The 23,992-nt window shown below is 64.2% G+C and carries 15 protein-coding genes and 2 tRNA genes; 7 read left to right on the top strand and 10 right to left on the bottom strand.

From position 1 onward, the window contains the following. The first annotated feature begins 244 nt into the window (after window positions 1-244). Complete coding sequence (locus NZK81_RS15880) at window positions 245-640, top strand: hypothetical protein (protein WP_260047053.1); 396 nt, start codon at window positions 245-247, stop codon at window positions 638-640. A 27-nt stretch (window positions 641-667) separates the two neighbouring features. On the opposite strand, the gene NZK81_RS15875 is transcribed toward NZK81_RS15880, so the two are convergent. The 4 genes from NZK81_RS15875 to thyA form a co-directional block, all read right to left on the bottom strand. Next, a complete protein-coding gene (locus tag NZK81_RS15875; RefSeq protein ID WP_260047052.1) occupies window positions 668-1,978 on the bottom strand; it encodes a dihydrolipoamide acetyltransferase family protein in 1,311 nt (436 codons plus the stop codon). A 4-nt stretch (window positions 1,979-1,982) separates the two neighbouring features. Further along, window positions 1,983-3,035 (bottom strand): alpha-ketoacid dehydrogenase subunit beta, encoded by a 1,053-nt coding sequence (locus NZK81_RS15870; RefSeq protein ID WP_260047051.1) that lies wholly within the window; start codon window positions 3,033-3,035, stop codon window positions 1,983-1,985. Between the two features lie 5 nt (window positions 3,036-3,040). Beyond that, complete coding sequence (locus NZK81_RS15865; RefSeq protein ID WP_260047050.1) at window positions 3,041-4,339, bottom strand: 3-methyl-2-oxobutanoate dehydrogenase (2-methylpropanoyl-transferring) subunit alpha; 1,299 nt, start codon at window positions 4,337-4,339, stop codon at window positions 3,041-3,043. 240 nt (window positions 4,340-4,579) lie between these two features. Continuing rightward, entirely contained in the window at window positions 4,580-5,515 is a 936-nt protein-coding gene (gene thyA, locus NZK81_RS15860; RefSeq protein WP_260047049.1) for a thymidylate synthase, read from the bottom strand. A 312-nt stretch (window positions 5,516-5,827) separates the two neighbouring features. Between thyA and NZK81_RS15855 the strand changes: the two genes are divergently transcribed. Together NZK81_RS15855 and NZK81_RS15850 are read left to right on the top strand one after the other, a co-directional pair. Beyond that, window positions 5,828-5,904 (top strand) — tRNA-Pro (locus tag NZK81_RS15855). 362 nt (window positions 5,905-6,266) lie between these two features. Then, complete coding sequence (locus NZK81_RS15850) at window positions 6,267-8,687, top strand: TonB-dependent receptor (RefSeq protein WP_260047048.1); 2,421 nt, start codon at window positions 6,267-6,269, stop codon at window positions 8,685-8,687. A gap of 81 nt (window positions 8,688-8,768) precedes the next feature. Here NZK81_RS15850 and recG read toward each other — a convergent pair whose 3' ends face one another. Further along, on the bottom strand, window positions 8,769-10,826 hold the full coding sequence (gene recG / locus NZK81_RS15845; RefSeq protein ID WP_260047047.1) for an ATP-dependent DNA helicase RecG: 2,058 nt from the start codon (window positions 10,824-10,826) through the stop codon (window positions 8,769-8,771). Between the two features lie 66 nt (window positions 10,827-10,892). Between recG and NZK81_RS15840 the strand changes: the two genes are divergently transcribed. After that, window positions 10,893-11,162 carry an FAD assembly factor SdhE gene (locus NZK81_RS15840; protein ID WP_260047046.1) on the top strand — a complete coding sequence of 90 codons (270 nt, stop codon included), beginning with the start codon at window positions 10,893-10,895 and terminating at the stop codon, window positions 11,160-11,162. Window positions 11,163-11,357: 195 nt separating this feature from the next. Here NZK81_RS15840 and NZK81_RS15835 read toward each other — a convergent pair whose 3' ends face one another. Continuing rightward, complete coding sequence (locus tag NZK81_RS15835) at window positions 11,358-12,743, bottom strand: sensor histidine kinase (RefSeq protein ID WP_260047045.1); 1,386 nt, start codon at window positions 12,741-12,743, stop codon at window positions 11,358-11,360. Window positions 12,744-12,886: 143 nt separating this feature from the next. On the opposite strand from NZK81_RS15835, the gene mfd reads away from it, so the two are divergent. Further along, window positions 12,887-16,375 (top strand): transcription-repair coupling factor, encoded by a 3,489-nt coding sequence (mfd, locus tag NZK81_RS15830; protein WP_260047044.1) that lies wholly within the window; start codon window positions 12,887-12,889, stop codon window positions 16,373-16,375. Window positions 16,376-16,387: 12 nt separating this feature from the next. Here mfd and NZK81_RS15825 read toward each other — a convergent pair whose 3' ends face one another. Next, a complete protein-coding gene (locus NZK81_RS15825; RefSeq protein WP_260047043.1) occupies window positions 16,388-17,710 on the bottom strand; it encodes a bifunctional diguanylate cyclase/phosphodiesterase in 1,323 nt (440 codons plus the stop codon). An 85-nt stretch (window positions 17,711-17,795) separates the two neighbouring features. On the opposite strand from NZK81_RS15825, the gene NZK81_RS15820 reads away from it, so the two are divergent. Further along, the gene (locus NZK81_RS15820) at window positions 17,796-18,575 is read left to right on the top strand and encodes an NAD kinase (RefSeq protein WP_260047042.1); all 780 of its coding nucleotides are present in this window, start codon (window positions 17,796-17,798) and stop codon (window positions 18,573-18,575) included. A gap of 122 nt (window positions 18,576-18,697) precedes the next feature. After that, window positions 18,698-18,772: transfer RNA gene (locus NZK81_RS15815), tRNA-Asn, on the top strand. Window positions 18,773-18,867: 95 nt separating this feature from the next. Here the strand turns inward: NZK81_RS15815 and NZK81_RS15810 are convergent. The 3 genes from NZK81_RS15810 to NZK81_RS15800 form a co-directional block, all read right to left on the bottom strand. Then, entirely contained in the window at window positions 18,868-20,583 is a 1,716-nt protein-coding gene (locus tag NZK81_RS15810; protein ID WP_260047041.1) for a hypothetical protein, read from the bottom strand. Window positions 20,584-20,832: 249 nt separating this feature from the next. Further along, a complete protein-coding gene (gene secA / locus NZK81_RS15805; protein ID WP_260047040.1) occupies window positions 20,833-23,571 on the bottom strand; it encodes a preprotein translocase subunit SecA in 2,739 nt (912 codons plus the stop codon). A gap of 111 nt (window positions 23,572-23,682) precedes the next feature. After that, window positions 23,683-23,961, bottom strand: a complete 279-nt coding sequence (locus tag NZK81_RS15800) for a hypothetical protein (RefSeq protein ID WP_260047039.1) — start codon at window positions 23,959-23,961, stop codon at window positions 23,683-23,685. Window positions 23,962-23,992 lie beyond the last annotated feature (31 nt).

Here is a 23,992-nt window from a genome sequence, read left to right as displayed (position 1 = left end):
GTCCGCTTGGGAGCCGCGCCACTAAGCCAGCCTCGGGGACCTGTCAACTGCCTTGCCGGGGCTCGGCGGATTTTTTGCGTGAGCCCGGACCGCTGCGTCGTGATGAAGCTGCGTTAACCATATCTTGGCGACTGCGGGCGCATGTTCCCAGCAGGCCCATGGAGGGCCGTCATGAGGGAAATCAGTGCGTCCGAACCGGCATATCCTTTTCGCAGCTGTGCTCGCGTCGGCAACGGCTCTCGCCTTGCCCGCCGGTGCTCAGGGAACCGCTTCCGTCGCAACCGACAGCGCGGTCTATGTCGAGAGAATCACGCGCGAGACCAACCGCCGCCTCGAACCGGCACGGCGGCTCGTGCGTGGGGACCGTGTGGTAACCGTCGTCAGGTGGTATCGCATGGGTGGCGATGGCGGCTTTGTCATCACCAACCCGCTTCCCGCCTCGCTCGCCTATCAGGAGAGCACCAACGAAAGGCAGGAGGTCTCTGTCGACGGTGGCCGCACGTGGGGCAACCTTGCCAACCTGCGCGTCGGCAGCCGCGCCGCGACGCCAGAAGACGTCACGCACGTTCGCTGGCGCATTCCTGCAAGCAGTGCCGCACGCGGCCAGGGCGAGATCGCTTACGCCGGGATCGTCAAATAGGTCCGGGCGCGGACCAGTCCGCCGCCCCTACCCTGCCAGGATCAGCGCCGGAGCCTCGATCAGCTTCTTGAGGTCCTGCGCAAAACTCGCTGCATCCCAGCCGTCCACAACGCGGTGATCGCAGCTCATGGAAATGTTCATCAGCTTGCGCTTCTCGATACGCTCCGTGCCGCTGGAATCGCGCACGAACATCGGCCGTTCGACGATGCGGTTGGGGCCGATGATGGCCACTTCAGGGCGGTTGATGACGGGGGTCGTCGCAACGCCCCCCATGGGCCCGAGCGACGTCACCGTGATTGTCGAGCCCGACAGTTCGGCCGATTTCGCCGATCCGTCGCGCGCGGCGGCGGCAAGCCGCGAGATCTCGGTCGCGAGTTGCCACAGGTTGCGGTCCTGCGCGTCGCGGATCACCGGAACCATGAGCCCTGCCGGCGTCTGCGCCGCCATGCCCAGATGCACCGAGCCATGGCGTGTGACCACGCCCGCCTCGTCATCGTAATGCGCATTGAGCATGGGGTAGTCCGGGATCAGCTTGCAGATCGCGCTGATCAGGAACGGCAGCATGGTTAGCTTGGGCCGTTCGCCCCGCCCTTCATTGAGCTGCGCGCGCATCTCCTCGAGCGCGGTGACGTCGTATTCCTCGACATAGGCGAAGTGCGGAATGTTGCGCTTGGACGCTGCCATGTTTTCGGCGATGCGGCGGCGCAGGCCGATGACGCGGATCTGCTCGTCCCGTCCTTTGCGTCCGGCCGGCTGAAAACCGCTGGCCGAATTGTAGGCAAGGAACGCATCGAGATCGGCATGACGCACGCGTCCGTCTTCGGCGGGCCGCAGCTCGGACAGTGCGATCCCGAGGTCCTTCGCCCGCTTGCGCACAGCAGGACTGGCCATGACTTTCGCCGATGGACTGCCGGCAGGCGCGAGCGCGGGCGGCTCCGCCGTTTCGGCCCGGACTACTACCGAGGCCGGCTGTGGTGCTGGCTCAGGAGGCGCTGCAGGCATTTCCGGTTCGGGCTCGCTGCGCGTCTCCTCGGTAACGGCGGGAGCATTGGCGTGGGCGGCAGGCATGGCAGCCCCGGCGCCTTCGTTGCCCTCGCCTTCCACCTCGATCACTACGAGCGGCGAACCGATGGCAATGACATCGCCGGTCTCGCCCGCGACCTCGATCACCTTGCCCGCCACCGGGCTTTCCATTTCGACCGTCGCCTTGTCGGTCATCATGTCGGCAAGACGGCCGTCTTCCTCGACCATGTCGCCGACCTTCACATGCCAGGCAACGACTTCTGCTTCGGCAATGCCTTCCCCGATGTCGGGAAGGCGGAACGTGTAGCGCCCCATCTGATCAATCCTTCATCAGCCGGTCCACCGCTTCGCCGATGCGGACGGGACCCGGAAAATATGCCCACTCGAGGCTGTGCGGATACGGCGTGTCGAAGCCGGTCACGCGCTCTATGGGCGCTTCGAGGTGATAGAAGCAGCGCTCCTGCACGAGCGCGACGAGTTCGGCGCCGAAGCCGGAGGTGCGGGTTGCCTCGTGTATCACCAGGCATTTCCCCGTCTTCTCGACAGACTTTTCCACAGCCTCGATGTCGAGCGGCACCAGCGTGCGCAAGTCGATGATCTCTGCATCGACGCCCTTTGCTTCCAGCACCGCCTCCGCCACGTGCACCATGGTGCCGTACACCAGCACGGTCAGCGCGGAACCTTCGCGCACCGTGCGCGCCTTGCCGAGCGGAATCGAATAATAGCCTTCGGGCACTTTGCCGCCGGGATGCGCCTTCCAGGTCCTCGAAGGGCTGTCGTAGTTTCCATCGAATGGGCCGTTGTAGATGCGCTTGGGCTCGAAGAAGACCACCGGATCGTTGTCCTCGATCGCGGCGATCAACAGCCCTTTGGCGTCGTGCGGCGTCGAGGGAATCACGGTCTTGAGGCCGGCGACGTGCGTAAACAGCGCCTCCGGGCTCTGGCTGTGCGTCTGCCCGCCGAAGATGCCGCCGCCGAATGGCGAGCGAATCGTGATCGGCGCGATGAATTCTCCCGCCGAACGATACCGCAGGCGAGCAGCTTCCGAGACGAGCTGGTCCAGGCCTGGATATATATAGTCCGCGAACTGGATCTCGGGCACCGGCCGAAGCCCGTAGGCGGCCATCCCGACAGCGGCCCCGACGATACCGCACTCGTTGATCGGCGAATCGAACACCCGGTTCATGCCGTACTTTTTCTGCAGGCCCGCCGTGGCCCGGAAAACGCCGCCGAAATAGCCGACATCCTCGCCCATGATCACGACGTCGGGATCGTGAGACATCATGATGTCGAGCGCATCGTTGATCGCTTCGATCATATTGAGCGAGCGGGTCGGCGCCTCGTGGAGGCTGACGGGTTCCTCTTCCAGCATATCCCCTACTCCTTCCACTCCGGCCATTTCGTCCGGCGCTCGCTGATGGCCTGTTCGGCCTGCTCTTCCAGGTGCCAGGGCAGTTCCTCGAAAACGTCCTCGAACATCGTATGGAACGGATGATGCAGACCGTGTCCCAGGATGCCGTTCTTTTCGGCCTCCTTGGTGGCCGCGCGAACGTCCTCGGCCAGCACGCGGTCCATCTCCGCATGCTGTTCCTCGGACCATTCCCCCATAGCCACGAGGTGATTCTTCAGGCGCATGATCGGATCGCCGAGCGGCCATTCCTCGGCTTCGCGCGCGGAACGGTAGGCGCTCGGATCATCCGAGGTCGAATGGCCCTCGGCGCGATAGGTGAAATGTTCGATAAGCGTCGGCCCCTTGTTGGCCCGGGCGCGGTTGGCCGCCCAGTCCATCGCCGCATAGACCGCGAGCGCATCGTTGCCGTCGACTCGCAGGCCCGCGATTCCGTAGCCTGCCGCGCGTGCGGCAAACGTCGTTCGCTCAGCCCCGGCAAAGCCGGAGAAGCTCGAAATCGCCCACTGGTTGTTCACCACGTTGAGCACCACCGGCGCGTTGTAGACGGCAGCGAACGTCATCGCCGCGTGGAAATCTCCCTCCGCGCTCGATCCCTCGCCGATGAAGCTGGTCGCGATGCGCGTATCGCCCTTGATCGCACTCGCCATGGCCCAGCCCACGGCCTGCGGGAATTGTGTGGCAAGGTTGCCGGAGATCGTGAAGAATCCATAGTCCTTTGCCGAATACATGATCGGCAACTGCCGCCCTTTCAGCCGGTCGGCGCGGTTCGAGTAGATCTGGTTGATCATCTCGACGAGAGGATAGCCGCGCGAAATCAGGATGCCCTGCTGGCGATAGCTGGGAAATACCATGTCATCGCTGGCAAGGGCAAAGGCGCAGGCCACGGAAATCGCCTCTTCGCCAGTGCTCTTCATATAGAAGCTGGTCTTGCCCTGCCGCTGGCCACGATACATGCGATCGTCGAAAGCACGTGTAAGCGCCATGGTGCGCAGGATGCGGCGCAGCGTTTCGGCATCGAGGCCGGGATTCCACGGGCCGACGGCGTGATCCTCGTCATCGAGAACGCGGATCAGGTCGGACGTCAGCGGCCAGGTCTCGCGGGCCTCGCAAGCCTCGTCGGGCCGACGCACCGTTCCCGCTTCGGGGATCTCCAGATGCGAATAGTCGACAACGTCACCCGGCCGGTAACAAGGCTCGGGAACGTGAAATTCCAACGGCGGCAAATTTCCGCGCCGTTTGTCCGAAGGGGCCTGACCTGTGGTCATCTTGTGCTCTCCCGCCATGATCGGGTCGCGAGAACCCTGAGCATCAATATTCTGCGTGAGAGTTATAATATTACTCACTGCAGCAATGTCAATCGCTCAGTGCCACCCTTTCGCGCCCGGGCTATCCCTTTATAAACGCCCGGCATCCGGCAAAGTTTGACACGGGCGCCATAACGTGCGCGCACGTACTACGTGGATATGCCCCGGCCCGAAATACACCGCGACACCGCACATGCGGCGTCACACGGCGACGGGGGCGGCTATGTGAGGGTGTGGATCGTAGTCGAGCACCTCGAAGTCCTCGATCCGGTAATCGAAGATCGTGTCGGGCTTGCGCTTGATCTTCAGGACGGGATGGCTGCGCGGCGTGCGTGCGAGTTGTTCCTGCACGAGATGTTCGTGGTTCAGATAGACATGCGTGTCGCCGCCGCTCCAGACCAGTTCGCCGGGTTCGAGATCGCATTGCTGCGCCAGCATCCGCAACAACATCGCTGCCGAAAAGGCATTGAACGCAAAGCCCAGCCCTAGATCGCACGATCGCTGCCACAACATGCCCGACAGCCGGCCGCCGGCGACATGATACTGATAGGTCATGTGGCAGGGCGGCAGGGCCATGCCGCCAAGCTCTGCGACATTCCAGCCAGTAAACAGGAGGCGGCGCGATGTCGGATTGTGGCGAATATCTTCCACCAGCTGCGCGATCTGATTGATCGGCTTTCCGCGCCGGAACAGCCCCTCGCCGGCAGGCTCGTAAGTATCCCAGCTTACCCACTGCTTGCCGTAGACCGGCCCGAGATCGCCCCAGCGTTCGGCGAACGAATCGTCCTCGAGAATGCGTGCTTCGAACGCATCGCGATCTATCTCTTCACCCGTTTCGCGCCGAAAGCGGTCGAGCGGCCAGTCGGTCCAGATATGGACTTTCTGACGGACGAGTTCGCGAATGTTCGTATCGCCGGTCAGGAACCACAGCATTTCGCGCGCAGCGGTCTTCCAGGCCACGCGCTTGGTCGTGAGCAGCGGTACGGCATCGCCGGAAAGATCGAAGCGCATGGATGGTCCGAACAGCGAACGGGTCCCTACGCCCGTGCGGTCGCGCCTCTCGTCGCCATGTTCCCACACTTCCCGCAACAGGCCGAGATACTGGTACTCGTAGTGCGGAACGGAACTCGACGGCATGAATGTCCCTCCAGGAATGACGTGAGCCCCTCTCGACAAGGCCTGCAGCACGCCCGTGCAATATAGAAAGGGACCTAGCCCTCGCCGGCCGCGAGGAAAAGAACCGGGAAAGAGTTACGCCCGACTGGAATCCGTCCGCAAAGCCAGCCCTGTCCCCTGCTCCTGGGATAGCGCTGATCACAGAAGCCGGTGCCTAAATCAGCGTAAGTGAAAAAGGGTTGCACGATTTGCACATTGTTCCCTTGCCACCTTCTGAATCGCTCTCTATAGGCGCGCTCCTGCCTCGGGCCGCTTTAACGCGGCACGATCGGTCGGGGAGTAGCTCAGCCTGGTAGAGCACTGTCTTCGGGAGGCAGGGGCCGGAGGTTCGAATCCTCTCTCCCCGACCATTTTACGCATAAAACACCATACATCACCACCGCGCGAATGGGCGCATCGTGGTGGTGCGTGCGCGGCGGCGATGCGCCCATTCAGTCCTGACACCCATCTCTGAACCTGCGAATCGCGCGTGCCCACTGGGCGGGCCTCCTGACATCGCCGTTCGCGCCGATGGATCGAATGGCTGAATTGGCGATTTTCGCCCTTCCAGAGGGCGTTTGCGGTGCACTTCTCTCCCGATCCGTTGCCGCGAAGTCACTATGTATCGCTGGCGCGTAATCTTCGCACGAGACACGTTGACACAAAACTGAGGCGGTTTCAGTTCCTGCGCGCAAGGAACATTCAGTCCTGACACCATCTCATGGGAGAGAATATGCGTCTTCTTTCGACTCTGCTGCTGTGCTCTGCGAGCGTGGCAGCTCTTTCAACGCCCGCTTTGGCTCAGGATGCCGACACCGAAGCCAGCACCGAATCCTCGTACACCGAAAACGTCATCATCGTTCAGACGCGTCGCCGCGCCGAAGACGTGCAGGACGTTCCCGCTGTGATCGACACCGTGTCGGCCGATCAGGTCAGCAAGCTGAACATGCGCAGCTTCCAGGACGTTGCTGCTATCGTCCCGGGCCTGCAGATGGACACCGAATCCAACGGCGTGGGCGGTGGTGCCAAGCTGCGCGGTGTCAATTTCGACGTCAGCGCCAGCGGCAACAACCCGACCGTCGAATTCTATTTCAACGACGCGCCGATCACGGCCGGCGTTATCCTTCAGCAGATGTATGACATCGGCATGATCGAAGTGCAGCGCGGTCCGCAGGGCACCCTGCGCGGTCGTGCATCCCCCTCGGGCTCGATCACGGTCACTGCCAAGAAGCCCGACCTTTACGAATACGGCGGCTTCGCGGACATGACCGCGAACGACATCGGCACCCTCAATTTCAAGGGCGGCGTCAACATCCCCGTGATCGAAGGCATTGCGGCCATCCGTGCTGCCGGTGTGTGGGACGAGAATGAAGGCGACCGCGTCCGTTCGATCTATTCCACCAAGGATCCCTTTTCGCGAACCAAGAGCGGCCGCATCTCCATCCTCGTTCAGCCGACCGACTGGCTGAAGCTGGAAGGCATGTATCAGCGTCTGGACCGCACGGCCCGCGCCTACACGCAGGTCGCCTCTTTCAGCGAAGTGAACCCCGATGCGGGCGCCAGCCCCGTCTACATCGCGTCGTCGGACCGCCTCTCCAACATGGAGCATGGCCTGGATACCCGCCAGATCTACAACATCTACAACTGGCGTGCCGAAGGTTCCGCGCTGGGGCAGGTGCTCATCTACCAAGGGCAGCACTACACCCAGGAGATCTGGGGCCATGAGAACCAGGACAAGGGCAACTTCTTCTCGGGCGACATCTTCCGCGACAATTACTCTGACGTTTCATCGACGTCGCATGAAGTTCGTCTGCAGAACGATGCCCGACTGCTCGAAATGTTCGACTACGTCGTCGGGTTCTTCGACTACAAGAGCACCACGCCGACCGACCTGGTTAGCCGCACGATCCTTGGCGCCCCCAATCCGTATAATCCGGATAGCGGCATTTTGGGATCGAGCTTGGCGCCCGGCCTCACCGATTACGTCGTCACCGACATCGAACGCACAGGTCATTCGCACGAGCAGTCGTTCTTCGGTAACCTGACCGCCCACATCGGCGAGAGCACCGAAATTGCGGGCGGCCTTCGTCATATCGACTATCGCGACGTGAATGGCCTGGTCGTTGGCGGCATTACGGTCTCGTCCGATGGCCAGAATGCGAAGAAGTGGATCTACAGCGCTTCCGTGAAGCACAATTTCACGCCTGACCTGATGATCTATGCGAGCACGGGCAGTTCCTGGCGTCCGGGCCTGAACGTCGTGGGTGACTTTAGCCTCAGCCAGTCGGCTCTGGAACAGAGCCTCCTGAACCTTCCGGCCGAGACGTCGAAGTCTTACGAAATTGGCCTGAAGAGCACCATTCTGGGCGGTCGTGCCCACCTGAACCTGACGGCCTACCACCAGAAGTTCAACAACTACCCCTACCGTGTGCCGGGCCAGGGCGTGTATTACGTGAACACAGCGTATGACCGCACATCGGGCACCACCTATCAGGAAGTCGCCCAGTTCAATTTCGTCGGCGCTGTGCCGGTGGAAGTGAACGGCGTCGAAGGCGATCTGTCTGTGGCCGTGACCGACAATTGGGACGTCGGGCTCACTGCCGCCTACTCGATCGGCAAGATCAAGAACGGTACGATCCCGTGCAACGACCTCAACGGCGACGGCGTGCCTGACGGCACGACCTCCGCCCCGAGCCTTGCCGAACTTCAGGCCGTGGTGGGCAGCGACAACCTCTCTGCTTGCACCGTCTCCCAGCGCTCGGGCTTCCAGTCCCCCTTCAGTGCAACGCTGACGTCCGAATACCGGTACGAGGTTTCGGATGCGGTTGAAGCTTATGTCCGCGGCCTGGTGAACTTCAACGGCAATTCCCGCGCCGACCCGACCAACATCTACGATGATGTCGGCTCCTATGGTCTGGTGAACCTGTACACGGGTATTCGTTCACCCGATGGTGCATGGTCGATTTCGCTGTTCGCGAAGAATCTGCTCGACACCACCAAGACCCTGACGCGCGGCGACCCGCTGTTCACGTCTTATCGCAACCTCGCTGCGGGTGGCGCTGCGGCCACCTACACCAGCAGCTACACGGCGGTAACTACCACTGCGCCGCGTGAGTTCGGCCTCAACGTGCGCTACGCCTTCGGTTCGCGCTGATCGGCTCAAACGGCAGCGTAGCCAAGCCAATGACCGGGCGGGGGATCGAAAGGTCCTCCGCCCTTTTTCGTGGCGCGGATGTCAGCCGCCGCGCAGGAGTTGCACGCCCCAGTCGCGTTCGAACAGATAGAGCAGCAAGCGTGCCGCTTCTCCGCGCGGTCCGGACAGCCCGCCATCGCGTTCGATGAGCAGCCGTGCATCGTCATGGGCCAGCGGGAGCAGCTTCTGGATCTGCTCGAGACTGGCGATGCGGAACGGCGTATCCCCCGATTGCCGCGTACCCAGCAGTTCACCGCCGCCGCGCAGTTCCAGGTCCTCTTCCGCCAGCCTGAAGCCGTCCTGCGTCTCGCGCATCAGGGCCAGGCGCTGGCGCGCGGTTTCGGACAAGGATTGCCCGCGCAGCAGCAGGCACGTAGATTTCTCGCTTCCGCGCCCCACCCTGCCGCGCAGTTGATGAAGTTGAGCGAGACCGAAGCGCTCGGCCTGCTCGATCACCATCAGCGTGGCGTTGGGCACGTCCACGCCGACCTCGATCACGGTCGTCGCGACGAGCAGCTTCGCTTCACCCGAAGCGAACCGTTCCATGGCCGCGTCCTTCGCCTCGGGGCGAAGCTGGCCATGGACCAGCACCACGCCTTCGCCGAACCGCTCCTTCAGTGCCGCAAAGCGGGCCTCTGCCGCAGCGAGGTCGTCGTTCTCGCTTTCGTGTACCATCGGGCAGACCCAGTAGGCCTGCTGCCCGGTCTCGAAATGCCGGGCCAGCGCGCCAGCAACATCGCCGATCCGCTCGACCGAGACCACCCGCGTATCGATCGCCTGTCGACCGGGCGGCAGCTCGTCGAGCCGGGATACGTCCATCTCCCCATACTGCGCGAGCGTGAGCGTGCGCGGGATCGGCGTCGCCGTCATCGCCAGCGTGTGCGGCGTGCGGCGCCCCTTGCGCGCGAGCATCAGGCGCTGGCCGACCCCGAAGCGGTGCTGCTCGTCGATCACGACCAGTGCGAGGTTCCTGTACGCCACCGTGTCCTGAAAGATCGCGTGCGTGCCGACCACGATGTCAATCGAACCGCCGACGAGGCCCATAAGGATCGCTTCGCGTGCCTTGCCCTTGTCACGTCCGGTAAGGAGCGCGATTTCGACCCCGGTCCCTTCCAGCATCTTGCGCAGCGTCTCGAAGTGCTGTCGGGCGAGGATCTCGGTCGGGGCGAGCATGGCCGCCTGGGCCCCCGCCTCCACCGCGATCAGCATGGCCGACAGCGCCACCACCGTCTTGCCCGAGCCGACATCGCCCTGCAGCAGCCGCAGCATCGGTGCGGCCTGCGCCATGTCGCCTTCGATTTCCGCGATGGACCGTTTCTGCGCCCCCGTCAGCGTGAAGGGCAGCCGCAGCTTGCCGCGCAACGTTCCGTCACCGGCCAGCGGTGTGCCGTGCTGCGCGCGATTGCTCTGGCGCACCAGCATCAGCGCGAGCGCATTGGCCAGCAGCTCGTCGTAGGCAAGCCGGTCGCGCACCGGGGCATTCGGCCCCTTGTGCGCCTCGCGCAGCGCCTCGCGCCAGTCCGGCCACTTCGTGCGCTGCAAAAGGCCCGGCTCGATCCACTCGGGAAGCTCGGGCAGTGCCCGCAGCGCCTGCTCCGCCAGTCCGGCGATGCGCCCCTGCGTCAGCCCTTCGGAGAGCGGATAGACCGCCTCGCGCAATTGGCCGAGCGGAGCGGCGGCGCTTTCCGAGACATGCTCGGGGTGCACGATCTGCAGCATCTGCCCATACTGGTCGAGCCGCCCGGCGACCCAGCGCTGCTCCCCTACCGGAAGCTGCTTTTTCGCTGTGTAGGAGGCCCGGCCGAAATAGGTCAGTGTGCAGACATTGCCGATCTCGTCCTCGGCCAGCACGCGGAACGGCCCCCGCCCCGATGGCGCGCGATGTTCGCGCACCGTCAGCGAGACGATGATATTCTCCCCAACGCCAGCATCGTCGAGATTCGTTACCGCGCGTCGCTCCACGAACCGATCGGGCAGGTGATAGGCCACGTCCTTGATCCGTGCGAGGCCCAGCTTTTCGAGCGGGCGCCGCAACTTGGGGCCGACACCGTCGAGCGCCTCGACTTCGACGAACAGGGAATTGAGCGCTTCGGGCCGCATGGTGGCCTCTTAGCGCGGTGTTTCGACACTTGCCATGGCGTGTGTGCACGCTTACCGCGCGGGGCCATGACCGAGCTTTCACCCCGTCTCGCCCGCCTGAAGTTCCGCGCCTGGCATCGCGGCACGCGCGAGGCCGACTACATGATCGGCTGCTTCTTCGACCGTTTCCACGCCGACTGGTCCGAAGCCGACGTCGACCTGTTCGAGAAGCTGATCGAGGAAGAGGACGTCGACATCATGGCCTGGGCGCTCGGCACCCAATCCATTCCCGAGGAATACCGGGGGCCGCTGGTCGACCGCATGATGAAGCTCGACTACGTCGAGATCCCGCGCTGAGGCGGAACTTCACGAAGTTTGTCCGCACAGCGCATAGGCAAGTTTTCGGGTTTTCCTTTTGAAACATGGGGTTGTCTGGCTGCGTTCTTCACGCCGCCCATGGTATTCGCCAACGATGTCAAGGAGCGCGGCCTGCACGAGGACCGCGGGAATTCTGACAGGTCGCGGCGATGTAGGAAAACGGCACGGTGCATTTCACGCATCGGGCACCGGTATCCTGAGACGCGCGGAAAGCCCCCCCGAACGTGAAGGCGCGAAGGCGATGGCACCATGGAAATGCGTCATCAGACGATGCGCCATCGGGATGCCCAGGCCGAACCCGGCCGTGTTGCGTGCACGGGCTTCGTCGAGGCGGAAAAAGGGATCGAGGATGTCCTCGTAGTACTCGGGCGGTATGCCCGGTCCGTCGTCCTCGATCACAATCGCCCACTGGCCGTTCTCGTCGGGTTCGATGTCGACCGAAGCGTGGGTGCCGTATTGCACTGCGTTCTGCGTGACGGCAGCAATGGCCAGCGCCAGAGGCTCAGGATAGGTCCGAATCTCCGGCGAAGACCTGGCACGAATTTCGACGCGGTCCGCGAACGGCGCGACAACGCCATGGATGAACGGAAGCAGATCGACGGTTTCGGGCGTCGCAACCATATGTTGTACCCGCAGGAACTGCTGTAATGACGCCAGCAGGGCTTCCATCTCGTCCACATTCGCCAGCAGCAGTTTCGAAAGCTCCTCGTCCTCGACGAGTTCCGCCGCGACCTTCTGGCGCGCGAGCGGCGTACGCAAATCGTGGCTGATCGCCTCGAACGATTTCGTCTGGTCCCGCAGGAGACGGGCGATGCGCCCCTGCATCAGGTTCATCGCATGTGCGAGGTCGCGCAAGTCGCGGGGGCCTTCCTCCCTGATGGCGACCTCGCGGCCGTGCCCGATCAGGTCTGCGGCAGCCGTCAGCCGTCGCAGCGGCCGTGCCAGCAGCAGGAGCATGCGCAGGCCGATGGCCAGCAGGACCACCGAAGTGACGAAGGTGGTGACGATGGCTCTCGAGGCTATCGGCCACATCGACGCGATATCGATCGAGCGGAAGTTGAGCCAGTTGCCCTCCCCCAGCCAGATCGATCCCACCAGATCCTCGCCGCCGTTCTGGCCCGTGACCCGTGCGAGACTCAGCGAGCGTCCAGCCAGAGACGGCTCCCAGAGCACGATCTGCCGGGCGATTTCCTCCAGATCGCCGTTCATCGCACCGGGCGCGATGGCCGGCACGGACGTGACGTCCGCGTGCAGGTAGCGCGTACTCATGGCATCGGAGAGTTGTTCCGGGGTGATCGCGTGAAGCCGGTCGCTCACCACCAGCAGTTCGGCAATGCGCCGCGCATGATCGTCCTTCAGGGTTTTCCTGTCGATCGCCTGATAGAAAAGCAGGCTGGCGGTCAGTTGCACCGCGACCAGCGCAACGAACACGACCGCCACATACGCGACAAAGCGGGGGGTGTGCGGATGGGACAGAATCGAGGCACCTCTCGTCGAATGGCCGGGGTTGGTCTCCGGTCCGGGCAGCCCTTCGTTTTCATCAGCGCCCCGGAAGGTCAATTGCCTCCCGCCACCGGGCAACACTTTGAAACGATGGATGGCTGGCAACAGCAGACCTGGGACTTCGATCCATTGCGTCGGATATCCCGGCCCCAAGGCGATTGAATTTCCCGCGCAAACCGCTATCTCGCGCGCTTCCCACCATGCCCGACATTCAACGCATTCTCTCGGCCACGACGCCGCTGACGCTGGCCTCGGTAACGCGCGGCGCGCAACCGCTCGTCATGGCCGACCTTGCCCGCGCCGCGAAAGGTCGCGCCGTCTTCATCGCCGACAACGAAGCGGCGATGAGCGCGGTTGCCGAAGCGGCGAAGTTCTTCGCGCCCGAACTGGACGTGGTGGAATTTCCGGCATGGGACTGTCTGCCCTATGACCGTGCCAGTCCGGCCCTTTCGGTCAGCGCGCGCAGACTGGCGGCGCTCTACCGGCTGCAGGCGAAACGCAGCGGGCCGCAGCTTCTGGTCACCACTGCCAACGCCGTGTTGCAGCGCGTGCTCACGCCATTCCGCATCCGGGAATCGGTGCGGCTTATCAAGCCGGGCATGGAAATCGGCCACGAAAGCCTGATCGCACTGCTGCGCCGTCAGGGCTACCAGCGCACCGACACCGCCATCGACGCGGGCGAGTTCGCGGTGCGCGGCTCGATCTTCGACATCGTGCCTTCCGGTCTCGATGCCGGCCTGCGGCTCGACTTCTTCGGCGACGAGCTGGAAACGCTGCGCCTGTTCGATACCGGCACCCAGCGGTCGACCGGAACGCTTGGCGAATACCTGCTGCTGCCCGCAGGCGAAGGCCTGCTCGACGACGATACGATCAAGCGCTTCCGCAGCCGCTACCGCGAGATGTTCGGCGCCAATGCCACGGGCGACCCGCTTTACCAGGCCATAAGCGACGGCCGCCGCCTTGCCGGCATGGAACACTGGCTGCCGCTGTTCGAGGACCGGCTCGTCACCCTGTTCGACCATCTTTCTGACGATGACCTGATCGTGGCCGACACGTCCGCGATCGGGGCCGCCGAGGAACGACTGGGCGACATTGCCGACTATCACAAGGCCCGCCTCGACACGTCGGGCCAGAAGGCCGGAAGCTACCGCCCGCTGGCGACCGATGCGCTCTATCTGGCGGAAGCGGAATTGCGCCAGACGCTGTCCGGATTCCCCGTCCATCAGGCGGACGCCTTCGCCAAACCGGAAGGCGCGAAAGTCATCGACTTCGGTTTCGGCAACGCGCGCGATTTCACGCCGGAACGGGCACGCGGCGACAATGCCTACGATGCGGCAGCCAAGCATCTTCACGATGTCGGCAAGGGCGGGCGCAAGCCTATCCTTGCCGCCTATTCCACCGGCAGCCGCGCGCGCCTCGTCTCTATCCTGGGCGAAGCGAGTCAGTCGCACAAATGGGGCCCCGAACCGCGCCTTGCCGACACCTGGCAGGAGGCGCTCGGGCTGGCCGTGCAGGGCCGCTCGGCCGCGCTGGTGCTGCCGCTGGAGACGGGCTTTTCGAACGATGCGATCGAAGTCGTCACCGAGCAGGACATTCTCGGCGACCGCCTCGTGCGCCGCAAGAAGAAGCGCAAGGATTCCGATGCCTTCCTAGCCGAACTGGCGGCGCTGACGCCGGGCGACCTGATCGTCCACATGGACCACGGCATCGGCCGCTATGAAGGCCTGCAGTCGATTCCGGTGGGCCAGAGCCCGCACGACTGCGTGATGCTGACCTATGCGGGCGGCGACAAGCTCTACATCCCGGTCGAGAACCTCGACGTGCTTTCGCGCTACGGCAGCGAGAGCGAGGGCGTCGCGCTCGACAAGCTGGGCGGCGAAGGCTGGCAGAAGCGTCGCGCCCGCCTGAAGGAACGCATCCGCGAGATCGCAGGCGAGCTGATGAAGACGGCGGCCGAGCGCGCCCTGCGCAAGGCGCCGGTGCTGGTGCCCGAAGGCTCGGCCTACGACCAGTTCGTCGACCGCTTCCCCTGGCAGGAAACCGAGGATCAGGACGCCGCGATCTCCGACGTGCTCGACGATCTTGCCGCCGGCAAGCCGATGGACCGCCTCGTGTGCGGCGATGTCGGCTTCGGCAAGACCGAGGTCGCGCTGCGCGCCGCCTTCGTTGCTGCCATGGCCGGACAGCAAGTGGCCGTCGTCGCGCCGACCACCCTGCTCGCCCGCCAGCACTATGCCGGTTTCGCCGAGCGCTTTGCCGGCTTCCCGCTCAATGTCGGCCGCCTCTCGCGCCTCGTGCCCGAGAAGGAAGCCCGGACCACCCGCGAGGGGCTGGCGAGCGGCACGGTGGACATCGTCTGCGGTACCCACGCGATCCTGTCGAAGTCGGTGCAGTTCAAGCGCCTCGGCCTTGTCATCGTCGACGAGGAGCAGCGCTTCGGCGTCAACCACAAGGAGAAGCTCAAGCAGCTTCGCACCGACGTGCACGTGCTGACGCTCACCGCCACGCCGATCCCGCGCACGCTGCAGATGGCGATGTCGGGCCTGCGCGAGCTGTCCACCATCCAGACCCCGCCGGTCGACCGCCTGGCGGTGCGCACCTACGTGATGGAATGGGACGACATGGTGATGCGCGAGGCGCTGCTGCGCGAACACCATCGCGGCGGGCAGAGCTTCATCGTCGTGCCGCGCATCTCGGACATGCCCGAGATCGAGGAATGGCTGCGCACCCACGTGCCCGAGGTCAAGTGCATCACCGCGCATGGCCAGATGGGCGCGGGAGAAGTGGAAGAGCGCATGAGCGCCTTCTACGAGGGCAAGTACGAGGTTCTGCTCTCCACCACCATCGTCGAGAGCGGCCTCGACATTCCGCGCGCCAACACGATCATCATCCACCGCGCCGACCGTTTCGGCCTCGCCCAGCTCTATCAGTTGCGCGGCCGCGTCGGCCGCTCCAAGCTGCGCGCCTATGCCTACCTGACAACGCCGGCCAACACGCAGCTTTCCGAAGTCGCGGAAAAGCGCCTCAAGGTGCTGGGCGATCTCGACAGCCTTGGCGCCGGCTTCCAGCTCGCCAGCCATGATCTCGACATCCGCGGCGCGGGCAACCTGCTGGGCGACGAGCAATCGGGCCATATCCGCGAAGTCGGCTTCGAACTCTACCAGTCGATGCTCGAGGACGCGATCCTGGCCGCGCGCGCCGGTGGCGCCGGGCTGGAGAAGGACACCTCGGGCCTGTCACCCGCCATCACCGTCGATGCGCCGATCATGATCCCGGACGATTACGTCCCCGATCTGGCGGTGCGCATGGCGCTCTACCGCCGCCTCAACGATGCCGACAGCCAGCAGGAAATCGAAGCGCTCTCGGCCGAGATGATCGACCGCTTCGGCGATCTGCCCGCCCCCACCGCCAACCTGATCCAGCTCATCCAGATCAAGCGGCAGGCGATCGAGGCGCACATCGCCAAGATCGACGTCGGCCCGCGCGGCACGCTGGTGAGCTTCCACAACGACAGCTTCCCCAACCCGGCCGGGCTGATCGCCTATGCTGAGCGGCTGCAGGGCACGGTGAAGTTGCGTCCGGACAACAAGCTGGTGCTGGCCCGCGCATGGGGCGATCCCAAGGCCCGGCTCAATGGCCTGTTCCAGCTTACCAGGGGCCTCAGCGCGGTGGCGCGCAAAGCGGGATAAACCGGGGGCGGTTCAAGCTCCCGCCAGCTTCAGGAACTTTGCCCCGCTCATCGGCTGGGCACGCAGGAAGCCCTGATAGTAGGCGCAGCCTTCGCGGGCGGCGACGTCGCGATGGGCCTCGTCCTCGATGCCCTCGGCGATGACCTCGAGATCGAGCGCCTTCGCCATGGCCACGATCGCGCGCAGCACGGCCACGTCGCGCTTGTCGCTCGTCACGCCCTCGATCATCGAGCGGTCGAGCTTGAGGTAGTGCATGGGCAGCACCTTGAGGTAACGGAAGTTGCAGAAGCCCGCGCCGAAATCGTCGAGCGCGATGCGGATGCCCTGCGCGGAAAACTCCGCCATCATCTGCGCGGCGAGCGTGACGTCGCTGATCAGCGCCTGCTCGGTGACTTCCAGCGTGAGCTGGCGCGGCGGGAAGCCGCTTTCACGCACGAGGTCGAGCATCTGGCGCACATAGCTGCCGAAGGCGAGATCGGCGGGCGTCACGTTGATCGAGAGGCGCAGCTTGCCCGGCCACTCACAGGCCGCCCACAACGCCTTGCGGGCGATATGGCGCGACAGCGGCGCCACATGGTCCGCCCGCTCGGCGATCGTGAACAGCGCCCCCGCGCCGATCCTGCCAAGCTCGGGGTGGACCCAGCGCGCCAGCGCCTCGGCACCGGTCAGGCTGTCGTCGGCAAGGCTGAACTGGGGCTGGAACAGGATCTCGATCTCGTCGCGGTCGATCGCACCCAGCAGGTCCGCTTCCAGCTGCGCGCTGGACCGTCCTGGCGGCGTCACCTCGCCATCGGCCCAGGCGAGCCGCCCGCCGTGCTGCCCGCTGGCCTGTTCCAGGGCATGGCTGAGCCGGTCGAGCATCGATTCGACGCTTTCGCCGTCGACAGCCCGGATCAACGCGATACGGGGCGACAGCCGCAGGACGCCGGTGGGAACCGAAATGGGGCGCGCGATCAGGTCGGCCATCTGGTCGGCCACGAGCTGCCAGCGCTCGCGGCTGCAGGCCTCGCTGGCAACGAGCACGAAGGCGCCCCCGCCCGCGCGGGCGAGCTGCCAGGGACCATCGAGTTCCTCGCCGGCGAAATGGACGATGCGGGCCGCCACTTCGTCCAGTGCGCCATCGCCCGCGGCTTCGCCATAGGCGATATTGATGGCCTCGAACCGGCGCAGCCCCAGCAGCATGGCATGGACATGGGCGCCGCCCGGCGCGCGCCCGGTGTCGGCCTGCCAGGCGGCCACGCGCTCGTGCACGGCCTCTATACCCGGAATTCCCGTCAGACGGTCTTCAAGCCGCTTGGGATGACCCTGCTTTTTTTCTCGTTGCGATGCGCCCATCCCCCGCCCTTACCCCAAAGGCCTTGCCAAAGCGTTCAAAATTCGACAGCCCAAGCACGTAAGCTGCAATCTGGCCGGGGATTTCATGAACGACGATCCGAAACTGGCATTGATCGTATCGGACAGCGCCAAGGCCCAGGCCGGAGCCAGGGTGTTCCGGGATTCGTACCCCTGGGTCTCGCCCGAGGAGGCCGATGTCCTGGTGGTCCTGGGCGGTGATGGCTTCCTGCTCCATGTCCTGCACGAGATGCTCCACTGGGACGTGGTGAAGCCCGTCTACGGCATGAACCTGGGCACGGTCGGCTTCCTCATGAACGGTCCGCACGACCACGTGCCGATTGCCCGCCGCGTGACCGATGCGCATCGCGTGCCCGTGCGCCCGCTGTGCATGGAGGCGACCACCCAGGACGGCGAGGAATTCAGCTTCTACGCGATCAACGAAGTCTCGCTGCTGCGCGAAACGCGCCAGACCGCCAAGCTGGAAGTGCGAATCAACGGCCGCGTGCGGATGGAAGAACTGGCCGGCGACGGCATACTCATCGCCACTCCGGTCGGCTCGACCGCCTACAATCTCTCGGCGAACGGCCCGATCCTGCCGCTGGGATCGCGCATGCTCGCGCTCACCCCGATCAGCCCGTTCCGCCCCCGGCGGTGGAAGGGCGCGATCCTGCCCGAGAGCGCCGAGGTCGAGTTCCGCATCCGCGAACCGGCCAAGCGCCCCGTTGCCGCCGTCGCCGACCAGAAGGAAGTGCGCGACGTATCCACGGTGCGCATCGCCGCCTCGGCCAAGAAGGAGCTGACGCTGCTGTTCGACCCCGGCTACACGCTGGAGGAACGCATTTTCGCCGAGCAGTTCCAGGTCTGATCGCCGTCTTCGGCACGCCTGGATCATTTTGCGCAAAATTTCCGTCAGATCGGGGTTGCCAATCCCGACGGCTCTGCATATAGGCGCACCCCTGCCCCGCGGTGGAGACACTGCAGGGCTGCTCCCCGATAGCTCAGCGGTAGAGCATTCGACTGTTAATCGAATGGCCGTAGGTTCGAATCCTACTCGGGGAGCCACTTTCTTCTTCCGGGCGCGCACGAAGCGCCGGCATCCGGAAGCACTTTCCAGAAATATCCGCGATTTGCCCTGTTGGGGACGTACGACGTGCGTGTTATCCCAGCGTCAGGTCGCCGTTCTTGTCGAATCCCACCGTTATGCCCACGGCCCTGAGGTCGTTGAGCGTGACGAGCGAATCCGCATCGGGGGAATTGCGCAGACGCGCATAGAGCGCGGGATCCATATTGGGGCGCAGCACGTCCAGCAGGCTGGCCAGGCTCACCCGGAACTCGCGATGCACGATGTCCGCGTGATCGGCCTTGGCACCTTCGATCAGCAGGGTGATCGATCCTGCGCGAACGCCGTGGACACGCAGTGGCAGTTCCACCTCGATGCCGGCTGTCGTCTGCCTGTAGGAGGCGGCTGCGGGCGCCGCACTGACCGCTACGGGCTGATCGGCCGCGACGGGCTTATGGCTCTCATCCCTGGACATGTTTCCCACCGGAAACGCCTCCCTGGCGGCGGGGGCGAGTTGCGATAGCACCTGACGCTGCGGCGCATCCGTCACCTCTTCCTCCGCAACGGGTATCTGCAGGGGAATGCTCGCTGCCTCGAGTCCGGCTGCCGATTCGGCCTCGCGGGGCGCCAGGGATTGCTCAGCGGGAGCGGCACCCGCGACGGACCGGGTCGCTGCAACCGCGCCGCCGAGAGCGGCGGGCGTCGCCGCCACATCGACGCCCATTTCATCCGTCGGCCTGCTCCCTGCCGTTGCGAGCGAAGCAGCAGGCTTATCGACCACGCCTGTCGGTGCAACCTCACGCCCGTCGACCAGAACGACGTCTGCCTGCTGGCGCCCGAAAATGCGCGAGTCCTCTTCGGACGTGCCGTCAACGATCCACCTGAGCGCATCGGAACTGACGCTTGGGGTACGCCCGATCTTGCCGTGCGGCGGGGGCGCTGTCGGGGTGACGATTGCCGGCGGCGGCTGCAGTGCCATCGCCGTGGCTGAATCCGCGAGAATCATGGCACCCTTAGCGGGTGTATCGGAGCGGGGCCGAAATTCGATCCGCGGCGAGGCCTCCGGCGCTGCAATCGCGAGGGAGGCCGGCTTCGGCATGTCCGCGCGGAGCCTCTTTTCCGCCGTGTTCGCCGCGACCAGAGTCGCTTTAGGAGGTACTGCTACCTTTGCGGCAATCTCGGGCACCGCGGGTGCAAGAGCACCGGAATTCGGTGTCACGACATCAGCGGCGGGAGCCGGGGTCGGCTTCGTCGCCACCGGCGATTGCCTGACCGTCCCGACCTTGGGAGAAAGGTCCGGCATCGCACCGGCAAGAAAGGCCGCCTTCGGTGCCACGGGAGCGGGCACAAGGTCTGGCTTCCCTGTTCCTGCCGGGACCACGATGCTTTCGCTCTGCGCCGCCCCCGAAGCCACCTTGTCGACAGCCGGTCGCGACAGGCCCTGAACCACCTCTCCTGCCGACACGGCCTGACTTGCATCTCTCGGCGTGAAATCGCTGGCAGGTTCCATTGTGGGCAGGGCCACGGGCCGCATGGTGGCCGCAGTCGTCGATGGTTCGAGACGTGCCGCCTGCGGTTGTGCCGGGCGGGACTTGGCAAGCCCCGGTTCCAGTGACTTTGCCAGGAGCGTTTTCGCCGGCAATCCGTCTATCCGCAAAGTGCCGACATGCACTGTCTGTGCGTTCGGCCTGAAGTGCCTCTCGGGATCTTTCTGCAGGACCGTTGGATTGATCGTCAGGGCAAGGCCCGTGACGAACGCCACGGTAACCCCCATCATGGCGGGCTGCAGGGATGCGCCCTGCTGTCCGTCCATTCTGCCTCTGACGACAAATTGCATGCCCATTGCCTTCAACGGTTGCCCGGCTACTGGATCAGCAGGCGCTGTTCAGTATTCAGTTAACCATAAATCGCAGCAGCATTCCACCTTACCGTGCAGATTCCCTGCCGGTATCCTCAGCTTTTTTCAGAGTTGCGAAGTTCGCAGATGAAAAAGCGCGCACAATCGCGAGGTCTACTTCCCAAGTTACCTTGGGTATGGACCTGAAATTGTGCGCACTTCCTTTTAGACGAGCGCGCCGTGACAGTGCTTGTACTTGTTTCCTGAACCGCATGGGCAAGGGGCATTGCGGCTGATCGGCAGATCCGCATAGGGGTTCTCTCCCGAGCCGCCCGGGCTCGCAGTGGCCTGCGGGCTGCCGGCGAGCGAGCCGAACAGCGCTGCCTGGCCTGCCGAACCGTCGCCATCGTCCGAATTGTCGAATCCGGTCAGCGGATCGATATGGCCGGTCAGAAAGTCGGGCAGTTCGGGCAATTCCGTCGGTTCCGGAATGCGCAGTTCGCTCACCGAGAGAATGCGGGTCACGTCCTCGCGGATGGTTTCGAGCATGCGCTCGAACAGGCCGAAGGCTTCCTGCTTGTACTCGTTGATCGGCGTGCGCTGTGCGTAGGCGCGCAGGAATACCACCTGTCGCAACGCGTCGAGCGTCGCGAGGTGTTCCTTCCAGTGATGGTCGAGCCGGTCGAGCAGGATCGACTTCTCCACCTGGCGCCAGATCGCCGGATCGTCCTTGGCCATCTTGGTTTCCATGTGCGCGTCGGCCAGTTCGGTGATGCGCTGCTCGACGAGTTCGGGGTCGATGCCGTCCTCGTCGACCCAGGTCTCCACAGGGACGTCGACGGCCAGGACGTCCTTCACGCGTTCCTTCAGGCCATCGACATTCCAGTGCTCGGGGTAGGAGCCTTGCGGGCAGGCATCGGCAACGAGCGCGTTGATCGTGTCGTGGCGCATGTCGAGCACGACATCGTCCACGGCCTGCGAATCCATGATGTCGGCGCGCTGTTCGTAGATCACCTTGCGCTGGTCGTTCATCACGTCGTCGTATTCGACGACTTGCTTGCGAACCTCGTAGTTGCGCGCCTCGACCTTCTTCTGCGCGGTCTCGATGGCCTTCGAAAGCCACTTGGACCCGATCGCCTCGCCATCGGCGAGGTTGCTGTTCATCATCTTCGAGAACAGCGTATCGGGCCCGAAGATGCGCAGCAGGTCATCCTCGAGGCAAAGGTAGAACTTCGACAGGCCCGGGTCGCCCTGACGCCCCGAACGGCCGCGCAGCTGGTTGTCGATGCGGCGGCTTTCGTGGCGCTCGGTGCCGATCACGCAAAGGCCGCCGGCGTCGAGCACCTTCTGCTTTTCCTCGGCCACTTCCATCTTGATCCGGGCGATCGCTTCTTCGCGCTCGGGACCTTCGGGCATGTCCTTGAGTTCGTCGTCGATACGAAACTCGATATTGCCGCCAAGCTGGATGTCGGTGCCGCGGCCGGCCATGTTGGTGGCAACGGTAACGCCGCCGAGACGGCCCGCCTGCGCGACGATATGGGCTTCCATCTCGTGGAAACGGGCATTGAGCACCGAGTGCTTCACGCCTTCCTTGTTGAGGAAGTCCGAAAGCAGTTCCGACTTCTCGATCGAGACGGTGCCGACGAGCACGGGCTGGCCCTTCTCGTGTTTCTCGCGGATGAGCCTGGCGATGGCACCGAACTTGTCCATCGTGTTCTTGTAGAACTCGTCTTCCTCGTCGACGCGCATGATCGGCAGGTTAGTCGGGATGGTGACCACGTTCATCTTGTAGATGTCGTAGAATTCCGCCGCTTCGGTCGCCGCCGTACCGGTCATGCCCGAAAGCTTGGGATACATGCGGAAGTAGTTCTGGAAGGTGATCGAGGCGAGCGTCTGGTTCTCCGGCTCGATCTTCACGCCTTCCTTGGCTTCCACCGCCTGGTGCAGGCCATTCGACCAGCGGCGGCCGTCCATCATGCGGCCGGTGAACTCGTCGATGATGATGACCTTGCCGTCTTTCACCACGTAGTCGGTATCGCGCTTGAACATGACCACGGCTTTGAGCGCCTGGTCGAGGTGGTGAACCACCTGCGTGTTCTCGACGTCGTAGAGGTTGGAGCCGACCAGCAGTCCTTCGGCTTCGAGGATGCGCTCGGCCTTTTCGACGCCGTCTTCGGTCAGCGTGATGTTCTTGGTCTTTTCGTCGGTCTCGTAGTCCTCCGGAACGAGGCGCTTCACGACGTTGTCGACGGCGATGTAGAGTTCGGACTTGTCGTCGGTCGGGCCCGAGATGATCAGCGGCGTGCGCGCCTCGTCGATCAGGATCGAGTCGACCTCGTCGACGATCGCGAAGTTGAAGGGGCGCTGCACCATCTGATCGCGCTCGTGCTTCATGTTGTCGCGCAGGTAGTCGAAGCCGAACTCGTTGTTGGTGCCGTACGTGATGTCGGCACCATAGGCCTCGCGGCGTTCGTACTCGTTGAGGTTGGGCACGATCACGCCGACCGTCAGGCCGAGGAAATTGTGCAGCTTGCCCATGTGCTCGGCGTCGCGGCGGGCGAGGTAGTCGTTGACGGTAACGACGTGGACGCCCTTGCCTTCCAGCGCGTTGACATAGGTCGCGGTGGTGGCGACCAGGGTCTTGCCCTCGCCGGTGCGCATCTCGGCGATCTCGCCGCGGTGCAGGACGATGCCGCCGATCATCTGGACGTCGAAGTGGCGCATGCCGAACACTCGCTTGGATGCCTCGCGCACCGTGGCGAAAGCCTCGGGCAGAATGTCGTCGAGCGTGGCGCCATTGGCCAGCTGTTCGCGGAACTTGACGGTCTGGGCCGAGAGGTCCTCGTCGTTCATCGCTTCGAGTGTGGCTTCGAAGGCGTTGATCTGCTGGACGATCTTGTCGAGCGACTTGACGTAACGGTCGTTGGACGAACCGAAGATGGATTTGACGATGGCACCGAGCATGGCCGGAATTCCTGTTTCTTGTGAATGCGTGTGAGTTCGGATGCGCGCCGGCGGCAAGCGCGGGCGCGTCAGGAAATTCGCCGGGAAAGCGAAGGAATGCGGGCGCCGCCGCTATTCGCGGGCGCGGTCTATTCCGGTCAGAACCCCGGGCACCATGCGCAAGACCGGGGCCGCGGTGCGCGCGGGCGCATGTCGCCGGGTATTGAGCAGGCCGGGCTCCGGAAGGCGCGCCAGCGCCACCGGCGCACGCGGCGCCTTGGCCGAGGAGGCTTCGCCCAGCACCGTCACCTGCATGCTGGCAACCTGCGACGCACGTGCGTGGGCCGGTCCGATCTGGGCGGACAGGCCCGTCAGCAGGGCAAGCAGGGTCAGGAGCAGGCGATTGGCCATGAAAGGTCAGATAGGAGGCGCAAATCGATTA

This window comes from Novosphingobium mangrovisedimenti, from assembly GCF_025153475.1.
Taxonomy (GTDB): Bacteria; Pseudomonadota; Alphaproteobacteria; order Sphingomonadales; family Sphingomonadaceae; genus Novosphingobium; species Novosphingobium mangrovi_A.
This window is presented reverse-complemented; position numbering and strand designations above follow the sequence as displayed.

Excerpts from the sequence above, each read along its gene's own strand:
- NZK81_RS15875 (WP_260047052.1), bottom strand. The coding sequence starts at position 1,978 with ATGGGGCGCTACACGTTCCGCCTTCCCGACATCGGGGAAGGCATTGCC.
- NZK81_RS15870 (WP_260047051.1), bottom strand. The coding sequence starts at position 3,035 with ATGCTGGAAGAGGAACCCGTCAGCCTCCACGAGGCGCCGACCCGCTCG.
- NZK81_RS15865 (WP_260047050.1), bottom strand. The coding sequence starts at position 4,339 with ATGACCACAGGTCAGGCCCCTTCGGACAAACGGCGCGGAAATTTGCCG.
- thyA (WP_260047049.1), bottom strand. The coding sequence starts at position 5,515 with ATGCCGTCGAGTTCCGTTCCGCACTACGAGTACCAGTATCTCGGCCTG.
- NZK81_RS15850 (WP_260047048.1), top strand. The coding sequence starts at position 6,267 with ATGCGTCTTCTTTCGACTCTGCTGCTGTGCTCTGCGAGCGTGGCAGCT.
- recG (WP_260047047.1), bottom strand. The coding sequence starts at position 10,826 with ATGCGGCCCGAAGCGCTCAATTCCCTGTTCGTCGAAGTCGAGGCGCTC.
- NZK81_RS15840 (WP_260047046.1), top strand. The coding sequence starts at position 10,893 with ATGACCGAGCTTTCACCCCGTCTCGCCCGCCTGAAGTTCCGCGCCTGG.
- mfd (WP_260047044.1), top strand. The coding sequence starts at position 12,887 with ATGCCCGACATTCAACGCATTCTCTCGGCCACGACGCCGCTGACGCTG.
- NZK81_RS15825 (WP_260047043.1), bottom strand. The coding sequence starts at position 17,710 with ATGGGCGCATCGCAACGAGAAAAAAAGCAGGGTCATCCCAAGCGGCTT.
- NZK81_RS15820 (WP_260047042.1), top strand. The coding sequence starts at position 17,796 with ATGAACGACGATCCGAAACTGGCATTGATCGTATCGGACAGCGCCAAG.
- NZK81_RS15810 (WP_260047041.1), bottom strand. The coding sequence starts at position 20,583 with ATGGACGGACAGCAGGGCGCATCCCTGCAGCCCGCCATGATGGGGGTT.
- secA (WP_260047040.1), bottom strand. The coding sequence starts at position 23,571 with ATGCTCGGTGCCATCGTCAAATCCATCTTCGGTTCGTCCAACGACCGT.
- NZK81_RS15800 (WP_260047039.1), bottom strand. The coding sequence starts at position 23,961 with ATGGCCAATCGCCTGCTCCTGACCCTGCTTGCCCTGCTGACGGGCCTG.